General features: G+C 71.5%; 15 protein-coding genes. 3 read left to right on the top strand and 12 right to left on the bottom strand.

Translation table 11 applies throughout. The features are described from left to right. Window positions 1-143: 143 nt before the first annotated feature. The 10 genes from ABD899_RS11960 to ABD899_RS11920 form a co-directional block, all read right to left on the bottom strand. Complete coding sequence (locus ABD899_RS11960) at window positions 144-401, bottom strand: formate dehydrogenase subunit delta (protein ID WP_345206181.1); 258 nt, start codon at window positions 399-401, stop codon at window positions 144-146. Beyond that, the gene (fdhF, locus tag ABD899_RS11955; RefSeq protein ID WP_345206178.1) at window positions 398-3304 is read right to left on the bottom strand and encodes a formate dehydrogenase subunit alpha; all 2907 of its coding nucleotides are present in this window, start codon (window positions 3302-3304) and stop codon (window positions 398-400) included. Before fdhF ends, ABD899_RS11960 begins: the two co-directional genes overlap by 4 nt. Then, the gene (locus ABD899_RS11950; RefSeq protein ID WP_345206176.1) at window positions 3301-4944 is read right to left on the bottom strand and encodes a formate dehydrogenase beta subunit; all 1644 of its coding nucleotides are present in this window, start codon (window positions 4942-4944) and stop codon (window positions 3301-3303) included. The genes fdhF and ABD899_RS11950 overlap by 4 nt, the downstream gene beginning before the upstream one ends. Beyond that, window positions 4941-5438 carry an NAD(P)H-dependent oxidoreductase subunit E gene (locus ABD899_RS11945; RefSeq protein ID WP_345206174.1) on the bottom strand — a complete coding sequence of 166 codons (498 nt, stop codon included), beginning with the start codon at window positions 5436-5438 and terminating at the stop codon, window positions 4941-4943. Before ABD899_RS11945 ends, ABD899_RS11950 begins: the two co-directional genes overlap by 4 nt. Before the next feature lie 115 nt (window positions 5439-5553). Next, window positions 5554-6807: a formamidase gene (gene fmdA, locus ABD899_RS11940; RefSeq protein ID WP_345206171.1), complete on the bottom strand. Its 1254-nt coding sequence runs from the start codon at window positions 6805-6807 to the stop codon at window positions 5554-5556. Between the two features lie 52 nt (window positions 6808-6859). Beyond that, a complete protein-coding gene (locus tag ABD899_RS11935) occupies window positions 6860-7468 on the bottom strand; it encodes an AmiS/UreI family transporter (RefSeq protein ID WP_345206169.1) in 609 nt (202 codons plus the stop codon). A gap of 44 nt (window positions 7469-7512) precedes the next feature. Then, window positions 7513-7803, bottom strand: a complete 291-nt coding sequence (locus ABD899_RS18945; protein WP_425474963.1) for an FmdB family zinc ribbon protein — start codon at window positions 7801-7803, stop codon at window positions 7513-7515. 131 nt (window positions 7804-7934) lie between these two features. Then, the gene (locus ABD899_RS11930) at window positions 7935-8879 is read right to left on the bottom strand and encodes a metallophosphoesterase family protein (RefSeq protein ID WP_345206166.1); all 945 of its coding nucleotides are present in this window, start codon (window positions 8877-8879) and stop codon (window positions 7935-7937) included. Between the two features lie 35 nt (window positions 8880-8914). Next, entirely contained in the window at window positions 8915-9760 is an 846-nt protein-coding gene (locus ABD899_RS11925) for a metallophosphoesterase family protein (RefSeq protein WP_345206164.1), read from the bottom strand. Between the two features lie 311 nt (window positions 9761-10071). Then, on the bottom strand, window positions 10072-11691 hold the full coding sequence (locus ABD899_RS11920; protein WP_345206162.1) for a CotH kinase family protein: 1620 nt from the start codon (window positions 11689-11691) through the stop codon (window positions 10072-10074). Window positions 11692-12174: 483 nt separating this feature from the next. On the opposite strand from ABD899_RS11920, the gene rpsO reads away from it, so the two are divergent. Both rpsO and ABD899_RS11910 read left to right on the top strand, forming a co-directional pair. Further along, window positions 12175-12444 (top strand): 30S ribosomal protein S15, encoded by a 270-nt coding sequence (rpsO, locus tag ABD899_RS11915; protein WP_345206160.1) that lies wholly within the window; start codon window positions 12175-12177, stop codon window positions 12442-12444. A gap of 142 nt (window positions 12445-12586) precedes the next feature. Next, the gene (locus tag ABD899_RS11910) at window positions 12587-15076 is read left to right on the top strand and encodes a polyribonucleotide nucleotidyltransferase (RefSeq protein ID WP_345206157.1); all 2490 of its coding nucleotides are present in this window, start codon (window positions 12587-12589) and stop codon (window positions 15074-15076) included. 54 nt (window positions 15077-15130) lie between these two features. Here the strand turns inward: ABD899_RS11910 and ABD899_RS11905 are convergent, their stop codons facing one another. Beyond that, window positions 15131-16015, bottom strand: coding sequence for an aminodeoxychorismate lyase (locus ABD899_RS11905; protein ID WP_345206155.1), 885 nt, complete (start codon window positions 16013-16015; stop codon window positions 15131-15133). Window positions 16016-16080: 65 nt separating this feature from the next. Here ABD899_RS11905 and ABD899_RS11900 point away from each other — a divergent pair, with 65 nt between their 5' ends. Then, on the top strand, window positions 16081-17109 hold the full coding sequence (locus ABD899_RS11900; RefSeq protein WP_345206153.1) for a glycosyltransferase: 1029 nt from the start codon (window positions 16081-16083) through the stop codon (window positions 17107-17109). Window positions 17110-17114: 5 nt separating this feature from the next. Here ABD899_RS11900 and ABD899_RS11895 read toward each other — a convergent pair whose 3' ends face one another. Next, window positions 17115-17246 (bottom strand): hypothetical protein, encoded by a 132-nt coding sequence (locus ABD899_RS11895; RefSeq protein WP_345206149.1) that lies wholly within the window; start codon window positions 17244-17246, stop codon window positions 17115-17117. Window positions 17247-17730 lie beyond the last annotated feature (484 nt).

Raw genomic sequence — 17730 nt, 5'->3', positions numbered from 1 at the left:
GAACGGCAGGAGCGCGGGGCGGTGCCTCCAGGCCCAGACCCCGGCCGCCACGCCTGTGGCGATCAGGAGCACGACGCCCGCCCGGCGCACCACACGTCCGGGCCTGCCCCTCATCGCCATCACGCACCTCCGACCGGGAAGGGTCAGCCCCCGGACGGCTCCCTCACCTCGGCCCGGTCGACGTCGCCGTCGACGAGGTCCTCGGCGGCCCGCACGAGCAGCGGGTGCAGGCTCGTGTCGCCCCAGCGGATCCGGGCGAGCAGCTCCTGGCGCATCCGCGGCTCCCAGAACTTGCGGATGTGCGTGGCCAGCTCGACGGCGGCCTTCTCGGGCGGCAGCGCCTCGAAGTTGCGCACGAGGTCGTGCCCGAGCCGCACGACGGGCGGGACGCCCCCGCTCACGAGCGGCCTGCCGTCGGCACCGGCTCACCGACGGGCTCACCGCTCGGCTCACCAACCGGCTCACCCACGGGATCACCAAGCTCACCCATGGGCTCGCCGAGCGACGCGGCCGCCCGCGCCGCCTGGGTCACGACCTCGACCTGTACGGCCGTCACCTTGTACTCCGGGCAGTTCGTCGCCCAGTCCGAGTTCTCCGTCGTCACGACGTTCGCGCCGGTCACCGGGTGGTGGAACGTCGTGTAGACGACGCCGGCCGGCATCCGCTCGGAGACGAGCGCGGTGAGCCTAGTCGCCCCCACCCGGGACGACAGCTCGACGACGTCGCCGGAGGCGATGCCGCGCAGCTCGGCGTCCGAGGGGTGGATCTCGAGGATGTCCTCGGGGTGCCACGTCGAGTTCGGGGTGCGCCGGGTCTGGGCGCCGACGTTGTACTGGCTGAGGATGCGCCCGGTCGTGAGGATGAGCGGGAAGTGGCGGTTGGCCCGCTCCGTCGTCGGCACGTAGACGGTCGGCGTCAGCTGCCCCAGCCCGCGCACGAACGACCCGACGTGCATCGTCGGCGTGCCGTGGGGCGCCGCCTCGGTGACCGGCCACTGCATCGACCCCTCGGCGTCGAGCCGGGCGAACGACACCCCCGCGAAGGTCGGGGTCGTCGCCGCGATCTCGTCCATGATCTCGGCCGCCGAGCCGTACGACATCGGGTAGCCCATGGCCGTCGCGATCTCGCACACGACCTGCCACTCGTCCTTGCCGACCCGCGACGGCATGACCGGGCGCACCCGGTTGACCCGGCGCTCGGCGTTGGTGAAGGTGCCGTCCTTCTCGAGGAACGACGCCCCCGGCAGGAAGACGTGCGCGAAGCGTGCCGTCTCGTTGAGGAAGAGGTCGTGCACGACGACGAGCTCCATCGACCGCAGGGCCGCCTCGACGTGCTGCGTGTTCGGGTCGGACTGCGCGATGTCCTCGCCCTGCACGTACAGCCCCTTGAACGACCCGCCGATCGCCGAGTCGAACATGTTGGGGATGCGCAGCCCCGGCTCCGGCTGGATCGTCACGCCCCACAGCGATTCGTAGACCTCGCGCACCTCGGGCCGCGACACGTGCCGGTAGCCGGGCAGCTCGTGCGGGAACGAGCCCATGTCGCACGACCCCTGCACGTTGTTCTGCCCGCGCAGCGGGTTGACGCCCACGCCCTCGCGCCCCAGGTTGCCGGTGAGCATCGCGAGGTTGGCCATGCCCATGACCATCGTCGAGCCCTGGCTGTGCTCGGTGACCCCGAGCCCGTAGTAGATGGCCGAGTTCGGGCCGCGGGCGTAGAGCCGCGCGGCAGAGCGCAGCTCGGATGCCGGGATGCCGGTCTCGCGCTCCGTCGCCTCGGGCGAGTGCTCGGGCCGGGCGATGAAGGCGAGGTAGCCATCGACGCCCTCGCACCGGGCGCGGACGAACTCCTCGTCCCACAGCCCCTCGGTGACGACGACGTGGCACATCGCGTTGACGAACGCGACGTTCGTGCCCGGCTGCACCGGCAGGTGGTGCTGCGCCTGCACGTGCGGTGAGCGGACGAGGTCGATGCGCCGCGGGTCGGCGACGATGAGCCGCGCACCCGCCCGCAGGCGCCGCTTCATCCGCGACGCGAACACCGGGTGGGCGTCCGTGGGGTTCGCCCCGATGACGAGCAGCACGTCGGCGAGGTCGACCGACGCGAAGTCCTGGGTGCCCGCCGAGGTGCCGAACGCGTGGTTGAGCCCGTAGCCGGTGGGGGAGTGGCACACCCGGGCGCAGGTGTCGATGTTGTTGTTGCCGAACGCCGTCCGCACCATCTTCTGGACGACGTAGACCTCCTCGTTCGTGCACCGCGACGAGGAGATGCCGCCGATCGCGCCGACCCCGTGCTTCTCGCGCAGCGCGAGGAACCCCGTCGCCACCCGGTCGATGGCCTCCGCCCACGACACGACCCGCCACTCGTCGTCGATCGAGTCGCGGACCATCGGGCTGAGCTGGCGGTCCCTGTGCGCGGTGTACCCGTACGCGAAGCGGCCCTTGACGCACGAGTGCCCCTCGTTGGCCCCGCCGTTCTTCCACGGCACCATGCGCACGACGCGGGTGTCGTCACCGGAGCCCTGGACCTCGGCCTTGAACGAGCAGCCGACCCCGCAGTAGGCGCACGTCGTGACGACGGTGCGCGACGGCATCCCCAGCTCGACGAGCGACTTCTCGGCGAGCGCGTCGGTCGGGCAGGCCTGGACGCACGCCCCGCACGACACGCACTCGGAGGACAGGAAGTCGGTGCCGCCGGGCGTGATCCGCGAGTCGAAGCCGCGGCCGGCCACGGTCAGGGCGAAGGTGCCCTGCACCTCGGCGCAGGCCCGCACGCAGCGCGAGCACACGATGCACGCCGCGGGGTCGTAGTCGAAGTAGGGGTTGGAGGCGTCGGTCGGCTCGGTGAGGTGGGAGGCGCCGGTGAGGCCGTATCGGACCTCGGCGACGTCGGTCTCGCGGGCGAGGCGCTGCATCTCGCAGTTGCCGCGGGCGCAGCCGTCGCAGTCGGCGGGGTGGTCGGACAGGTAGAGCTCCATGACGCCGTGGCGCAGCTGCTGCACCTGCTCGGTGCGGGTCGAGACGACCATCCCGTCGGCGCACGGGGTGGTGCACGAGGCCGGCGTGCCCTTCATGCCCTCGACCTCGACGAGGCACAGCCGGCACGACCCGAACGCCTTGAGGCTGTCGGTGGCGCACAGCCTCGGGACGTCGACGCCCGCGAGGGACGCGGCCCGCATGACCGAGGTGCCCGGCGGCACCGCGACCTCGCGCCCGTCGACCGTCACGGTGGCGGTGGGCTCGCCGGCGACCGGTGGGGTGCCGCGGTCGGGCGTCTCCAGGGCGGTCTCGTCGACGAGCGTCATGGCCGTGCTCCCTGTGTGGTCTCGGTGGCTGACTCTCCGGGGGGAACCCCGTCCTTGCGGGGGAAGTGTTGTCCAGCGGAGTGGGGGTTTATCGGGTCACCCGATAAACCGGGGGCCGCGGGGGGCGCGGGGAGGCCGAAGTCGCCCGGGAAGTGCTCGAGCGCGCTGCGCACCGGCATCGGCGTGAGCCCGCCCATCGCGCACAGCGAGCCCTTGGTCATCGTCGTGCACAGGTCGTCGAGCAGCGCGAGCTGGGTGCGCCGCACACCGTCGTCGCCCGCCGCGCGCACCCGGTCGATGACCTCGACCCCTCGCACCGACCCGATCCGGCACGGGGTGCACTTCCCGCACGACTCCTTGGCGCAGAACTCCATCGCGAACCGCGCCATGAGCGAGGCGTCCATCGTGTCGTCCCACACGACGAGGCCGCCGTGCCCGACCATCGCGCCGGCATCCACGAAGGCCTCGTAGTCCATCGGCAGGTCGAAGCGGGTGACCGGCAGGTAGGCCCCGAGCGGCCCGCCGACCTGCACCGCCTTGACCGGCCGGCCGGATGCCGTGCCGCCGCCGAACCCGTCGACGAGCTCGCCGAGCGAGACGCCGAACGCGGTCTCGACGATGCCGCCGCGCGCGACGTTGCCGGCGAGCTGGAAGACCTGGGTGCCGCGCGAGCGACCCGTGCCGAGCGCGGCGTACGCCTCGCCCCCGTCGGCGAGCACCATCGGCACGGCACCGAGCGTGAGCACGTTGTTGACGACGGTCGGCCGCCCGAAGAGCCCTTCGAGGGCCGGGATCGGCGGCTTGGCGCGCACCTCGCCCCGCTTGCCCTCGAGCGACTCGAGCATCGAGGTCTCCTCGCCGCAGATGTACGCCCCGGCCCCGACGCGCACGTCGAGGTCGAAGCGCCGCCCGCTGCCGAGCACCGACTCGCCGACCACCCCGTGGGCGTAGGCGATGTCGACGGCCCGGCGCAGCGTGCGCACCGCGTGCGGGTACTCGCTGCGCAGGTAGACGAACCCCTCGGTGGCACCGACGGCGAGGGCCGCGATCGCCATGCCCTCGATGAGCGTGAACGGGTCGCCCTCGATGAGCATGCGATCGGCGAAGGTGCCGCTGTCGCCCTCGTCGGCGTTGCAGCACACGAACTTCACGTCGGCGGATGCCGTGCGCACCGTCTCCCACTTGATGCCCGCCGGGAAGCCCGCACCGCCACGGCCCCGCAGGCCGGACGCCGTGACCTCGGCGACGACCTCCTCCGGTGCCAGGGCGAGGGCGCGCTGGAGGCCGGCGAGGCCGCCGTGCTCGCGGTACGCGGCGAGGTCGGTCGGCTCGATGAGACCCACCCGGGCGAAGGACACCCGGTGCTGGCGGACGAGCCACTCGTGCTCGTCGACGACGCCGACGCAGCGCTCGGTCTCGTCGAGCCGGCCGTCGAGCAGGGCGGGGACGTCGGATGCCGTGACGTTGCCGTAGCCGACCCGCCCCCGCTCGGTCTCGACCTCGACGAGCGGTTCCAGCCAGAGCATCCCCCGAGACCCGTTGCGCCGCACGGTCACACCGGATGCCGTGAGCACGTCGGCGACGTGGTCCGCCCCGAGGGCGACGGCCGCGGCGTCGCACGGCACCCAGGCGGTCGTCACGGCGACCACCCGCTCGTCGCGGCGTCGAGGCGCTGCGGCGTCAACCCCGCGTGGAGGGTGCCGTCGACGGTGCCCGCCGGGCCGACCGCGCACAGCCCGAGGCAGAACACCTCGCCGACCTCGACGTCGGCCGAGCCCGACCACCGGTCGGCCGCCACGGCGTGGACGGTCTCGGCGCCCCGGGCCTGGCAGGCCTCGCCGCGGCACAGCGCGACGCGGTGCGCAGGCGGGGGAGTGCGGCGGAAGTCGTGGTAGAAGGTGACCGCCCCGTGGACGTCGGCCCGGCTGAGGTTGAGCACGTCGGCGACGACCACGACGTCGTCGTCGTGGACGTACCCGTGCGCCGCGACGACCTCGTGGAGGATCGGCAGGAGGGGCCCCCGGATGCCGGCCAGCTGCTCGGCGATGGCCCGCACCGAGGCCGCCCGCTGCGGGTCCGCGGGGGCGGGCGGCGATGCCGGGGTGGGGACCCTGCCCCGACCGCTCTGACGCACGCTGTCGACTCCTTCGCGGTGAGTGTGACCTGGGTCGCAATGCTACGCCGTCCCCGTGAGGCGGCAGCCGTCCGCACCCCCCGGCATCCGGAGGGTGCGGAGACGGCTCAGCAGGTCAGAACGACGACTTCGGCACGCCCATGCCGGGGTCGACCTGGTGGGGACCGCTGGCCGACGGGCGCACGTCGAAGTCGAAGATCGACGTCGGGATGTAGACCGTCGAGCACGAGTTCGGGATGTCGACCACGCCGGACAGGCGGCCCTCGATCGGCGCGGCCCCGAGGATCATGTAGGCCTGCTCGGGGGAGTAGCCGAACTTCGTGAGGTAGTCGATCGCGTGCAGGCAGGCCCGCTGGTAGGACAGGTGCGAGTCGAGGTAGCGCTGCTCGCCGTCGAGGGTGACCGAGGTGCCCGAGAAGGCGAGCCACTCGCTGAACCGGGGGTCGGTCGTGCCCGGCATGAAGATGGCGTTCTCGGAGACCCCGTAGGTGTCCATGCCGCCCTTGATGAGGTCGACGCGCAGGTCGATGAACCCGCCCATCTCGATCGCGCCGCAGAAGGTGATCTCGCCGTCGCCCTGGGAGAAGTGCAGGTCGCCCATCGACAGGTTGGCCCCGTCGACGAACACCGGGTAGAAGACCCGGGATCCCTTCGTGAAGTTCTTGATGTCCTGGTTGCCGCCGTTCTCGCGCGGCGGGGCGGTGCGCGCGGCCTCGGCGGCGACGCGGGCGTACTCGGACTCCGGGAGGGTGCCGAGGATGGCGTGCTCCGGCTCGGGCGGGAGGGCCAGGGGCGGCACGCGGTCCGGGTCGGTGGCGATGAGGGCCGCCTCGCGGGCGTTCCAGCGGGCCAGCAGGTCGGCGGAGGGCGCCGTGCCCATGAGGCCGGGGTGGACGATGCCGACGAAGGACACCCCGGGGACGTGCCGCGAGGTGGCCACCCCGCCGGTGAAGTCCCAGATGACCTTGTACGCGTCGGGGAACTGCTCGGTCAGGAAGCCGCCACCGTTCTGGGTGGCGAAGATGCCCGTGTAGCCCCAGCCCTGGCCCGCGAGCGGACCGCTGTCCTCCTGGGGGATCGGCCCGACGTCGAGGATGTCGACGACGAGCAGGTCACCGGGTTGGGCCCCCTCGACGGCCACCGGCCCGGACAGGACGTGGACGGTCTTCAGCGGTGCGTTGAGGATGTCGTCGGCCGAGTCGTCGTTGACGATCGCACCGTCGAACCACTCGCGGCAGTGCATCCGGAACGAGTCACCCGGCTTGACGTGGACGTTGGCCGGGACCTCGGGGTGCCAGCGGTTGTGGCCGAGGTACTTCTGGTCGGTGAACTTCTTGGTCGAGTCCAGCGGGAAGATCAGCTCGGGCATGTCGTGTCTCTCCTACGGGTCGGCGGCGGGGTCGCCGCGCACGGGGTGGGGGTCAGGCCATGGCCGCGGCGCGGGCGCCGAGGCGGGATCGGGCGACGACGAAGCCGCCGAGCGTGAGGACGGCGACGATGGCCGCCCAGGCGGCGTTGGGAACGGCATCCCACCAGCTCGTGAGGAGGAGGAAGGCCGGGATGGCCGCGGTGGTCCAGCCCTCGATCGCCGCGACGGCGCCGGTCCACGCGGTCAGGCCCTCCCGGTCGCGACCGAGCAGCTGGAAGAACAGCCACCACAGGTAGGCCCACAGCAGCCAGATGACGCCGAAGGCGTAGTTCTCGTACTCGATGACGTTGACCGCTGCGTACGCGACCGCTGCGATGGCCACGAAGAGGGAGAAGAAGCCCAGGCCGGTCCCGTCGAACCCCCAGATCGTGTTCATCGCGACGTAGAGGTAGGTGAACCCGAAGAGGTACAGGCCGGAGGCGTTGAAGATGGCGTTCGTGTCACCGTTCGCCGTGAAGATGAGGAACGTGGGGGTGAGCACCTGGAGCAGCCCGACGAAGATGTTGAGCGGGACGGCTCCGTTGCCGCGCACCCAGCCCAGCAGGGCGCAGCCGTTGATGAACAGGACGGCGCCGACGTAGAGCAGACCGACGTTGCCCATGGACCTCCGATCCACCTGAGCGGTTCGGTACCCCGATGCTCAGGTCAGGGTGCGGGAAGGCGTGCCGTCCGCGGGTCCGCGAGTGGGCGCGCCCCGGACCGTCGCACGGGGGCGCCGGTCGGTGATCGGACCACGGCAGGCTCGTGGGCGGTCGCTGTGGTCGCCTCGATGAGGCGGCGTGCCGCGGCATCCCCGAGTGCGAGACCGGGTGCCGTGTACCGGCGGCGAGCGGGCTCACCGCAGGACGGGCAGGGGATCGTGGAGGTGACCTCCGCCATGGGCACCGAGACCGTCAGGACACCGTGTTCGGCGCAGTTGAACTCGTACGTGGCCATGACGTCCTCTGTGTGTCGTCCGTCACAGCACCATAACGACGGAGGGCGGGCGGCGCCACCCGAGGCCGGCGCCTCCCCGGCGCGACGGCGGTTGCCAGCCCGGCGGGGGGCGCGACGGCGCCACGCAGCGGTCAGCGGGTGAGGGTGATGACGTCCGCGACCGTCGAGCCGCCGTCGACCGGCTGGTGGTACTCGAGCAGGAGGGTGGCCGGGGTCGAGGTGAGGCGCAGGGCGCCCGGGCCGTCGACGCACCGGCGGCTGCCGTCGACGAGCGTGTCGGGGCACGGTCGGGCGATCTCGCTCGCCCCGACACCGGCCGTCACGTGGTGCAGCCCGTCGACGACGACGTCCTCGTAGAGGTGCTGGTGGCCCGCGAGGACGATGTCGGCGCCCCACCCGCGGTAGTCCCACCCCGCGGCTTCGCTCATCGGCTCGAACGGGCCGTGCGAGCCGGAGGAGTGCGCCGGCCGGTGGAACACGACGACGTTCCACGTGCGCGGCTCGGCGGACCGCGCCGTGGCCAGGGCGCCCCGCAGCCAGGTGCGCTGGGCGGCGAGGTCGGCCTCGGAGGCCTCGCTGTCGAGCACGAAGACGTGGACCGGGCCGAGCTGCTGGTCGTACCAGCGGCGCTGCGGGTCGTCGTCGGCGCTGAGGTAGTCGAAGTACGCCAGGTAGGCCGCCAGCCCGGCGCCCTTGTTCTCGTGGTCGTGGTTGCCGAGGGCCGGCCAGAACCGTGGGCCTGCGGGGTCACGGACGTACTCGCCGTAGTAGTCGTCGACGGAGTCGGTGTACGGCGTGCAGCCCTCGGTGCCCTGGGTGTTGTCACCGGCCGTGACGATCGCCTCCGGGGCCCAGCCGTCGACCATGTCGGCGACCCGGGCCGAGCCCTCGTCGCAGTTCCCGACGTCGGTGACCACCGCGAGGGTGGTCGGCGCAACCGGGGATGCCGGGAGCGTCGCGCCAGGCGTCGGCAGGGTCTCGGCGGCGGCGGCGCAGCCGGCGAGCGCGGCGACGAGGACGAGGGGGAGGAGCGCCCGCCGGGCCCGGGACGGCATCCGGTGTGGGCGGGACGGCATCCGGTGTGGGCGGTACGGCATCCGGTGTGGGCTGTTCACCGGGTCAGCCCGATCGTGTCGAGCACGGTGCCGGACCCGTCACCCGGTTGGCGGTACTCCAGGGTCAGCGAGGCCGCGGTCGCCACGATGCGCAGGGCACCCTCGACGCCCTCGCGGCACAGCCGGCTGCCGGTCGTGAGCTCGGCGTCGCAGCCGCCGCGCTCGAGGCCGTTCGTCGCGATGCCGGCGGTCACGTAGTGCATGCCGTCGACGACAACGTCCTCGTAGACGTGCTGGTGGCCGGCGATGACGATGTCGGCACCCCAGCCGCGGTAGTCCCAGCCGGCGTCGGGCCGCATCGCGACCTCGTCCGGGTGGGACGCGGACGTGAACGCCGGCCGGTGGAAGACGACGACGTTCCAGGTCGTGGGGTCCGCGGCGCGTGAGGCCGCGAGGCGCTCGCGCAGCCAGGTGCGCTGGGCGGCCAGGTCGGCGTCGGGTGCGTCGTTGTCGAGGACGAAGAGGTGGATGCCGCCCACCGTCACGTCGTACCAGCGCTGCTGGGCGTCGGCCTCGGTGCTGAGGTAGGTGAAGTAGTCGCGGTACTTGGCGAGGCCGGCGTTGGGGTCCTCGTAGTCGTGGTTGCCGAGCGCCGGCCAGAAGCGCGGCCCGTCGGGGTCGTTGACGTAGGAGTCGTAGTAGTCGCCCACCGACTCGGTGAAGGGCGTACAGCCCGGGTCGTCGTCGTAGGTGTTGTCGCCGGCCGTGGCGACCGCGTCGACGGCCCATGCGTCGACCATCGTGGCGACCCGCGCCGCGCCGGGGCCGCAGTTGCCGAAGTCGGCGATGAGCGCGAGGGTCGTCGGCGCGACCCGTGTTGTTTCCGGCGGGGTCTTCACCATGGGTGAGCCGACGGGGGAGGCCAGGACCGCCCAGCCGGTCAGGGCGCCTGCAACGCCCAAGGCCAACACCGCTTCGGGGACGAACCGAAGAACGTTGGACCGTCCGTTCGTGCGTCGTGTCCAAGAACGCACCCGGCCCGTGCTGCCGCCCAATTCGCGTTACTCCCGGTCTTCGGCCATTCCTGGTGGTTGGCCGTGCGTTGTCAGCTCACCGCTCCTCATGGACCGCACCGGCGCCGAGAGCCCTCTCATCGAGCCTCGTCGCCGGTGCGGCGTCACACGGTCGTGCGGCGTGTCACACGGTCATGGCCTCACGGAGTGGGGGCCACGGGGGTCGGCGAGGTCTTCTCGAGGATACGCACCTGCACAGCCTCGACGCGCTTGGCCTGCCCGGTCGTGCCGGCCGTCGCGCCGTTGGTGACCCAGGGCTGCCAGCCGATGCCCTGCACGTGGGCCCGGTAGGAGATGTTGTACCTCGTGGCGAGGCCGCTGGTGAGTCGCAGCTGGAAGGCCTCGAGGCGGAGCCCTCGTCCTGTGGTGCCGACGAGGTCCGTGCTGCGCCACGAGCTCGACCACCCGATGCTCTGGACGTGTGACTTGGCCTGGATGCTTCCCGCCGCGGGCGAGGTGAGCTTGGCGAGGGAGAACGCCTCGAGTCGCCGCGCCTGTCCCACGGTCCCGGCGATCTGCCCGGTGTTCACCCTGTGGAGCCAACCCAGGCTCTGGACATGCGCCCTGTACTGGAGCACGGGGACGTCACCGTATGCCTTGCGCAGGTGTGACTGGCGGGAGGCCACCCAGCTCCTGAGGTCGCTCACCTCCGTGCTGTAGCTGGACGCGTAGGTGCCCCCGCTGCTGCCGAGGAGGCTCGGGGTGCCCAGGATGGACCAGCGCTTGAAGTTGTTGGCCGCCGAGAGGGCCACCGTCGCCTTGTAGTCGTCGATCTTCGAGGGCAGCTTGCTCGCGTGGTAGGCGACGTCCTCAGTCCACACCGCGTTCGCCTGCTTGACGAAGTCCGGGTTCCGGAAGAGGTCGTCCCACAGCGGGCTCGCCGTGCTGCGCAGCACGTCGAGGTTCTTGACGAACTCGGACTTCGTGTCCGAGCCCTCGCCGCGGCTGTAGTTGCCGAGGGTGATGTCGAAGTCCCACACGGGTCCGGCGTGCAGCTTGTCGCTCGTCCCGTTCTTGTACAAGTACAGGCTCGAGTTGGCAGCGTCGATGTTCATGGTGAGCTCTTGGACGAGGTACATCTTCACGAACGACTCCACGTCGATGAGGTCGCTGATCGCCGCCCAGTCCGGCGTCGACTGGTCCAGGAGCGCGTCGAGGGTGTTGATGTCCTTCTTGATGTCATCCCACCCGACCTTGGTGGCCTGTGTCTTGGCCGACTCGTTCCAGTCTCCGACCGTCGAGGGCACTGCGCCTTTCTGGTCCTTGAGGGTGTACACCGTCTTGCTGGCCGTGCTGCGGAAGTAGTAGTCCTCGGCGGTGCCATAGTTGTTGTCCAGCTCGGCGATGACAGCCGAGGGATCGGAGAGGTCCACGCGGTTGGCCTTGACCTCCACCTTCTCGGTCAGGAGGTAGTTGCCCATGTAGTCGCCGTTGATTCGCAGGTCGACCCACTTGGACTGCGGGGAGAAGGGCATGCCGATGTCGCCAGCAAGGTCGAAGGCGATCTTGTTGCGCATCAGTGAGGCGTCGGCGTGGTTCGCGAGCAGGATCCAGGTCTTGGCAGAGTCCATGCCCAGAAGCGGCGCAGCATCCTTGAGCTTGATCTGATAGGGCTTCTTCTTCAGCGTCCAGGTGAAGTTGCCCCTGCCCTTGATCTCTCCGCCACCCAAGGCCGGGTAGTCGAGGTTGTCGTCGGGGGAGTCCACGGCGATCGTCACACCGGTGGTCTCCGGGTCCTTGGCGATCTCTGCCGCGGTCACACCCTGAGGCAGCGTGATGTCCACAGTCGGCGTGTCAGGGGTAACGAGCCCGGTGGACGCGAAGGCGGCGCTCACGGCGGCAGGCGCGGCCGACGCCGAAGCGACCCCGCTCGTCAGGACACCGATCGGAAGCAGGAGCGACCCGGCGACCGCAGCCGCCAACGCTCCTCGTCTGGTCGGACTCATGTGACTCTCCTCGGTTCTTGTCTCGCGACTCTCGGCAGGTCATCTCAAGGTGGCCCCAACCGGCAGAGTAGACCGCGCATCGCGGCACCGCCCGGCCCTGCGGACTATTCGGGCGAAATCGGGCCGTTCGGCCCATGCGACCGACCTAGAACGCCGCCGCTCACGCGATTATGGGGGCAGGGCGCCCGCTGGTAGCCTTGAGCACTGCCGTGAGAACCGGCCGCGGATCCAGAGAGCCCCGGTGAACCAGCCCGGGAGCGCCGCGCAGCGAAACCAAAGGAAGAGAGTCGTCGCCCCATGCCCCTGAGCACGGACGTCAAGAAGCAGATCATGGCCGAGTACGCCACCACCGAGGGCGACACCGGCTCTCCCGAGGTGCAGGTCGCGCTGCTCACCCAGCGGATCAAGGACCTCACCGAGCACTCGCGCCAGCACAAGCACGACCACCACAGCCGCCGCGGCCTGCTGCTGCTCGTCGGCCAGCGCCGCCGGCTCCTGCGCTACCTCGAGAGCGTCGACGTCGAGCGCTACCGCTCGCTCATCAAGCGCCTCGGCCTGCGCCGATAACACTTCCGCGAGGGGCGGCCTTCACTGCGAGGGCCGCCTCTTTCGCGTGAGGGGTGGATGCCGTCCCGGCACCGCCCGTTGGACAAGCCCGTGCACAACGACGATGCACGAGGGCTTTCGGAACAAGAGAAAAGGAGGACCCATGGAGGGTCCTGAGATCACCAGCGCCGAGGCCGTCATCGACAACGGCCGCTTCGGCACCCGCACCGTCCGGTTCGAGACCGGCCGGCTCGCGAAGCAGGCCGGCGGCGCCGTCGCGGCCTACCTGGACGAGGACACGATGCTCCTGTCCACGACCACCGCCGGCAAGAGCCCGCGCGAGGGTTTCGACTTCTTCCCGCTGACCGTCGACGTCGAGGAGCGGATGTACGCCGCGGGCAAGATCCCCGGCTCGTTCTTCCGTCGCGAGGGCCGCCCGTCGACCGACGCGATCCTCACCTGCCGCCTCATCGACCGCCCGCTGCGCCCGACCTTCACCAAGGGCCTGCGCAACGAGGTCCAGGTCGTCATCACCGTCCTGGCGCTCAACCCCGACCACCAGTACGACGTGCTCGCGATCAACGCCGCGAGCGCCTCGACGCAGATCTCGGGGCTGCCGTTCTCCGGCCCGATCGGTGGCGTCCGGGTCGCCCTCATCGACGACCAGTGGGTCGCCTTCCCGAACTTCTCGGATGCCGAGCGCTCCACCTTCGACATGGTCGTCGCCGGCCGGATCGCCGGTGACGACGTCGCGATCATGATGGTCGAGGCCGAGTCCACCGAGCAGACGTGGGACCTCGTCAAGACCGCGGGCAAGACCGCCCCGACCGAGGAGGTCGTGGCCCAGGGCCTCGAGGCCTCGAAGGCGTTCATCCGGGTGCTGTGCGAGGCGCAGCAGCAGCTCGCCGCCACCGCCGCCAAGCCGGTCCAGGAGTTCCCCGTCTTCCTCGACTACGAGGACGACGTCTACGCCGCGGTCGAGGCCGAGACGGCCTCCGACCTCGCCGAAGCTCTCCAGATCCCGGGCAAGACCGAGCGCGAGGACCGCCTCGACGAGATCAAGTCGGCCGTGCACCTCAAGCTCGTCGGCGACAGCGACGGCATCCACGACGCCGGCATCGTCGGCGAGTTCCACGGCCGCCAGAAGGAGGTCTCCGCCGCCTTCCGTGCCGTGCAGAAGAAGCTCATCCGCCAGCGCATCCTCAAGGACAAGGTGCGCATCGACGGCCGTGGCCTCGCGGATATCCGCGCCCTCTCGGCCGAGGTCGAGGTGCTGCCGCGCGTGCACGGATCCGCGATCTTCGAGCGTGGCGAGACCCAGATCATGGGGGTGACGACGCTCAACATGCTCCGCATGGAGCAGCAGCTCGACACCCTGAGCCCGGTCACCCGCAAGCGCTACATGCACAACTACAACTTCCCGCCCTACTCGACCGGTGAGACCGGCCGCGTCGGTTCGCCGAAGCGTCGCGAGATCGGCCACGGTGCGCTCGCCGAGCGCGCCCTCATGCCGGTGCTCCCGACCCGCGAGGAGTTCCCCTACGCGATCCGCCAGGTGTCCGAGGCCCTCGGCTCCAACGGCTCGACCTCGATGGGCTCGGTCTGCGCGTCCACGCTGTCGATGCTCAACGCCGGTGTGCCGCTGCGCGCCCCGGTCGCCGGCATCGCGATGGGTCTGGTGTCGGCCGAGGTCGACGGCAGGACCGAGTACGCCGCCCTCACCGACATCCTCGGTGCCGAGGACGCGTTCGGCGACATGGACTTCAAGGTCGCCGGCACCCGTGAGTTCGTCACGGCCATCCAGCTCGACACCAAGCTCGACGGCATCCCCGCCGACGTGCTGGCCAGCGCGCTGACCCAGGCCCGCGACGCGCGACTGCACATCCTCGACGTCATGAACGAGGCCATCGACGCGCCCGACGAGATGAGCCCGTACGCTCCTCGCGTCATCGCGGTCACGGTCCCGGTCGACAAGATCGGCGAGGTCATCGGCCCGAAGGGCAAGATGATCAACCAGATCCAGGACGAGACCGGCGCGCAGATCTCGATCGAGGACGACGGCACCGTGTACATCGGCGCCACCGACGGCCCGTCGGCCGAGGCGGCGCGCGCGATGGTCAACGCCATCGCCAACCCGCAGATGCCGGAGATCGGCGAGCGCTTCCTCGGGACCGTCGTGAAGACGACGACCTTCGGCGCGTTCATCTCGCTCCTGCCCGGCAAGGACGGCCTCCTGCACATCTCCGAGGTGCGCAAGCTCGTCGGCGGCAAGCGGATCGACAACGTCGACGACGTGCTCGCGGTCGGCCAGAAGGTGCAGGTCGAGCTCAAGGAGATCGACCCGCGCGGCAAGCTGTCGCTGGCCGCCGTGCTCGCCGAGGGCGAGACCGGCGAGGAGCACGCCCCGGCGGCTGCCGCGCCGGCGGCTGCCGCCCCGGCACCGACCGCCGACGCCGACCACTCCGACGGTGCGGGCGAGGCCCGTGGCGACGGGGATGAGCACGCGGAGCGCGGCGAGCGTGGAGAGCGCGGCGAGCGTCGCCCGCGCAACCGCCGCCGTGGTGGCAACCGCGGCCGTGGCGAGCGCTCCGGCGACGGCTCGGGCGAGGCCTCGGGTGAGGCCTCCGGCGAGAGCGTTCCCGCCGACGCCTGATCCGGCCGACATCGACGAGGGGCCCGCACCACCCGGTGCGGGCCCCTCGCCGTGTCAGAACCCGGCGTAGCGCGACACCTTGGCCGCGAGGTCGTCGTCGACGCGCAGGGCCCGGCCGTCGAGCACCGTGACGAGCACCGGGCCGCGCCCGGACGACACGAGCCACACGGCATCCGCGGTGTAGAGGTCGGGGACGGGGACGAGGTCGTACGCGGCGCCCAGCCCGTCGCCGCGGGCGGCCTCGAGGATCGCGGCCACCGTGACCGACTCGAGGATGCCGGTGGCACCCGTCGGCGTGCTCGTGAGGACCCCGTCGCGGGCCACGACGAGCCCGGAGGTCGGGCCGTCGAGGGCGAAGCCGTCGGTCGTCGTGAAGATGACGTCGTCGGCGCCGCGCCGCCGTGCCTCGCGGGTGGCGGCGGCGTTGACGGCGTACGACAGGGTCTTGATGCCGCCCAGCAGCCAGGGCGCGTCGGTGAAGGCGTCGGAGGGGTGGCCCCGGCTCAGGGTCACCGCCGTGATGCTGCGCGGCGGGGTGTGCGCGCCGCCGCGCGTGGTCGGGAGCGCGGGCCCGCGGTGGGTGATCGTGACGATGGCGGTCGAGCCGCTCGGCCGCCACTCGCGCCCGCGGGTGAGCAGCAGCTTGAGCACGGCCTCGCCCGGCGTCGACCAGGCGGCCAGGGCCTGGGTGACGAGGTGCCGCCACTGCTCGTGGGTCGGGGGGTCGATGGCCATCGCGGCGGCGGAGGCCGCGAGCCGCGCGAGGTGTTCGTCGAGGTCGACGACCCGGGCCGCGCCCGACGGCGCCGTGACGACCCGGGCGGAGTCGAAGCAGCCGTCGCCCCGGGTCAGGCCGAGGTCGTCGGCGGTGAGCACGGGGTCGGCGGCGTCGACGACGCCCCGCCCGAGCACGGCGACGACGGGCACGACCTCACTCACGACCACAGGCTCCCACCGACGGGCGGGTTCGCGCACGGCATACTGCATCCGGTGGAGGAGGTGCCGTGGACGCCAGGCGGGTGAAGCGGGTCATGCTCGGGCGCGGGGGCGCCCCGCTGCGGCTCGCATACCGCGGGGCCACGGCCGCCGCCGTCCGGGGGGTGCGCGCCCTCGACCGGGTCACCGGGGAGCGCTCCGACCCCTCCACGAGGGCCGAGACCGCGCGCACCGTGACGATGGCCGTCAAGACCTTCCAGCGCCCGGACATCGCGAGGCGCCTCGTGCGGTCGGCGCGCACCGTCTTCGACGGCCGGATCGTCGTCGCCGACGACTCCGCCACGCCGATGACGTTCCCCGAGCCCGGGGTCGACGTCATCGCGCTGCCGTTCAACTCGGGGGTGTCGGTGGGCCGCAACGCCGCGCTCGACGCTGTCGGCACCGAGTTCGTGCTCGTGACCGACGACGACATCGTCTTCACCCGGGCGACCGACGTGGATGCCGCGCGCCGGCGCCTGCAGTCGTGTCCCGAGATCGACGTGGTCGGGTTCCTGCGGGTCGAGCTGCCGCGGTGGATGGCCCACGACTTCGACGCCGACGCGCTCTTCGCGGGCCACCGGGAGCCGCTGCGACCGTGGGGCGAGCTCGTCTGCGGCCTGCCGGTGCGGTACAAGATCGAGCAGGTCTACCTCGCGCGCACCGAGGCCGTCGGGAGGGTCCGGTGGGACCCACGCATCCGGATGGTCGACCACGCCGACTTCTTCAGCCGCGCTGCCGGGGAGCTCGTCGTCGTCCTCGACACCTCGATCCGCGCCTACCACGCGCAGACCCCCTTCGACGCCGAGTACGCGCGGTACCGGCAGGACGTCGCCGCCGACCTGCGGTACCTGTCCCGGGTGTGGGGTGCGAGGGCGGCGGGCCGGACCGACGAGGGCTCGCTCCCCACGAGCGAGGGGCCGGCTCCCACGGCCGAGGGTTGGGGTCCCGCGAACGAGGGCCCAGTGGCCGCGAACGAGGGGCCGGTTCCCACGACCGAGGGCCCGGTCCCCATGAACGAGGGCCCGCCCCCCACGGGTGCGGGCCCTCGTCGGGCGTGACGCGCTCAGGCCGGACGGCGCCTGATCACGGGTGGGGCGCTCCAGCGCATCTCCATGCGCACGCGGCCGTTCGTCGCGACCGGGACCCAGCGCATCGCCAGGCCGGTCCGGGTCGTGGGCGGGGCTGCCTTCTTCATCGGGCCCTCCTCTCGGTCGTTCACCGTTCGTTCACCTCAAGGGTAACCCACGGTGGACGGAAGATGAACGGAAGGTGAACAACCCAGGCGCGTCGCGGCATCCGCGGTGTTCCACGTGGGTCGAACGGTAGATGCGCGGCATCCGGTGCGTTATCACCTCGACCCCGGGGGGTCCTGGTGGGTCGACCGGTGGGTGCGCGGCTTCCGGTGCGGTTTCACCTCGACCCGGCGAGGGTGCTCGTGGGTCGACCGGTGGGTGCGCGGCATCCGGTGCAGTTTCACCTCGCCCCCGGGGGGGTCCTGGTGGGTCGACCGGTGGGTGCGCGGCATCCGGTGCGGTTTCACCTCGACCCGGCGAGGTTCCTCGTGGGTCGACCGGTGGGTGCGCGGCATCCTGTCAAGGGACAGTGGGACTTCCCTTTGTGCGGACAGTAGGTCTCCTTGGTGGCGGACAGTTGATCTCCCTGTCCGCGGTCGGCTGATC

Source organism: Fodinibacter luteus (assembly GCF_039541575.1).
GTDB lineage: Bacteria > Actinomycetota > Actinomycetes > Actinomycetales > Dermatophilaceae > Fodinibacter > Fodinibacter luteus.
Note: the sequence above shows the minus strand (reverse complement) of the source record. Positions and strands in the feature narration are given on the sequence as shown.

Excerpts from the sequence above, each read along its gene's own strand:
- ABD899_RS11910 (WP_345206157.1), top strand. The coding sequence starts at position 12,587 with ATGGAGGGTCCTGAGATCACCAGCGCCGAGGCCGTCATCGACAACGGC.
- ABD899_RS18945 (WP_425474963.1), bottom strand. The coding sequence starts at position 7,803 with ATGGCCACGTACGAGTTCAACTGCGCCGAACACGGTGTCCTGACGGTC.
- ABD899_RS11930 (WP_345206166.1), bottom strand. The coding sequence starts at position 8,879 with ATGCCGTCCCGCCCACACCGGATGCCGTCCCGGGCCCGGCGGGCGCTC.
- rpsO (WP_345206160.1), top strand. The coding sequence starts at position 12,175 with ATGCCCCTGAGCACGGACGTCAAGAAGCAGATCATGGCCGAGTACGCC.
- ABD899_RS11925 (WP_345206164.1), bottom strand. The coding sequence starts at position 9,760 with ATGGTGAAGACCCCGCCGGAAACAACACGGGTCGCGCCGACGACCCTC.
- ABD899_RS11895 (WP_345206149.1), bottom strand. The coding sequence starts at position 17,246 with ATGAAGAAGGCAGCCCCGCCCACGACCCGGACCGGCCTGGCGATGCGC.
- fmdA (WP_345206171.1), bottom strand. The coding sequence starts at position 6,807 with ATGCCCGAGCTGATCTTCCCGCTGGACTCGACCAAGAAGTTCACCGAC.
- fdhF (WP_345206178.1), bottom strand. The coding sequence starts at position 3,304 with ATGACGCTCGTCGACGAGACCGCCCTGGAGACGCCCGACCGCGGCACC.
- ABD899_RS11935 (WP_345206169.1), bottom strand. The coding sequence starts at position 7,468 with ATGGGCAACGTCGGTCTGCTCTACGTCGGCGCCGTCCTGTTCATCAAC.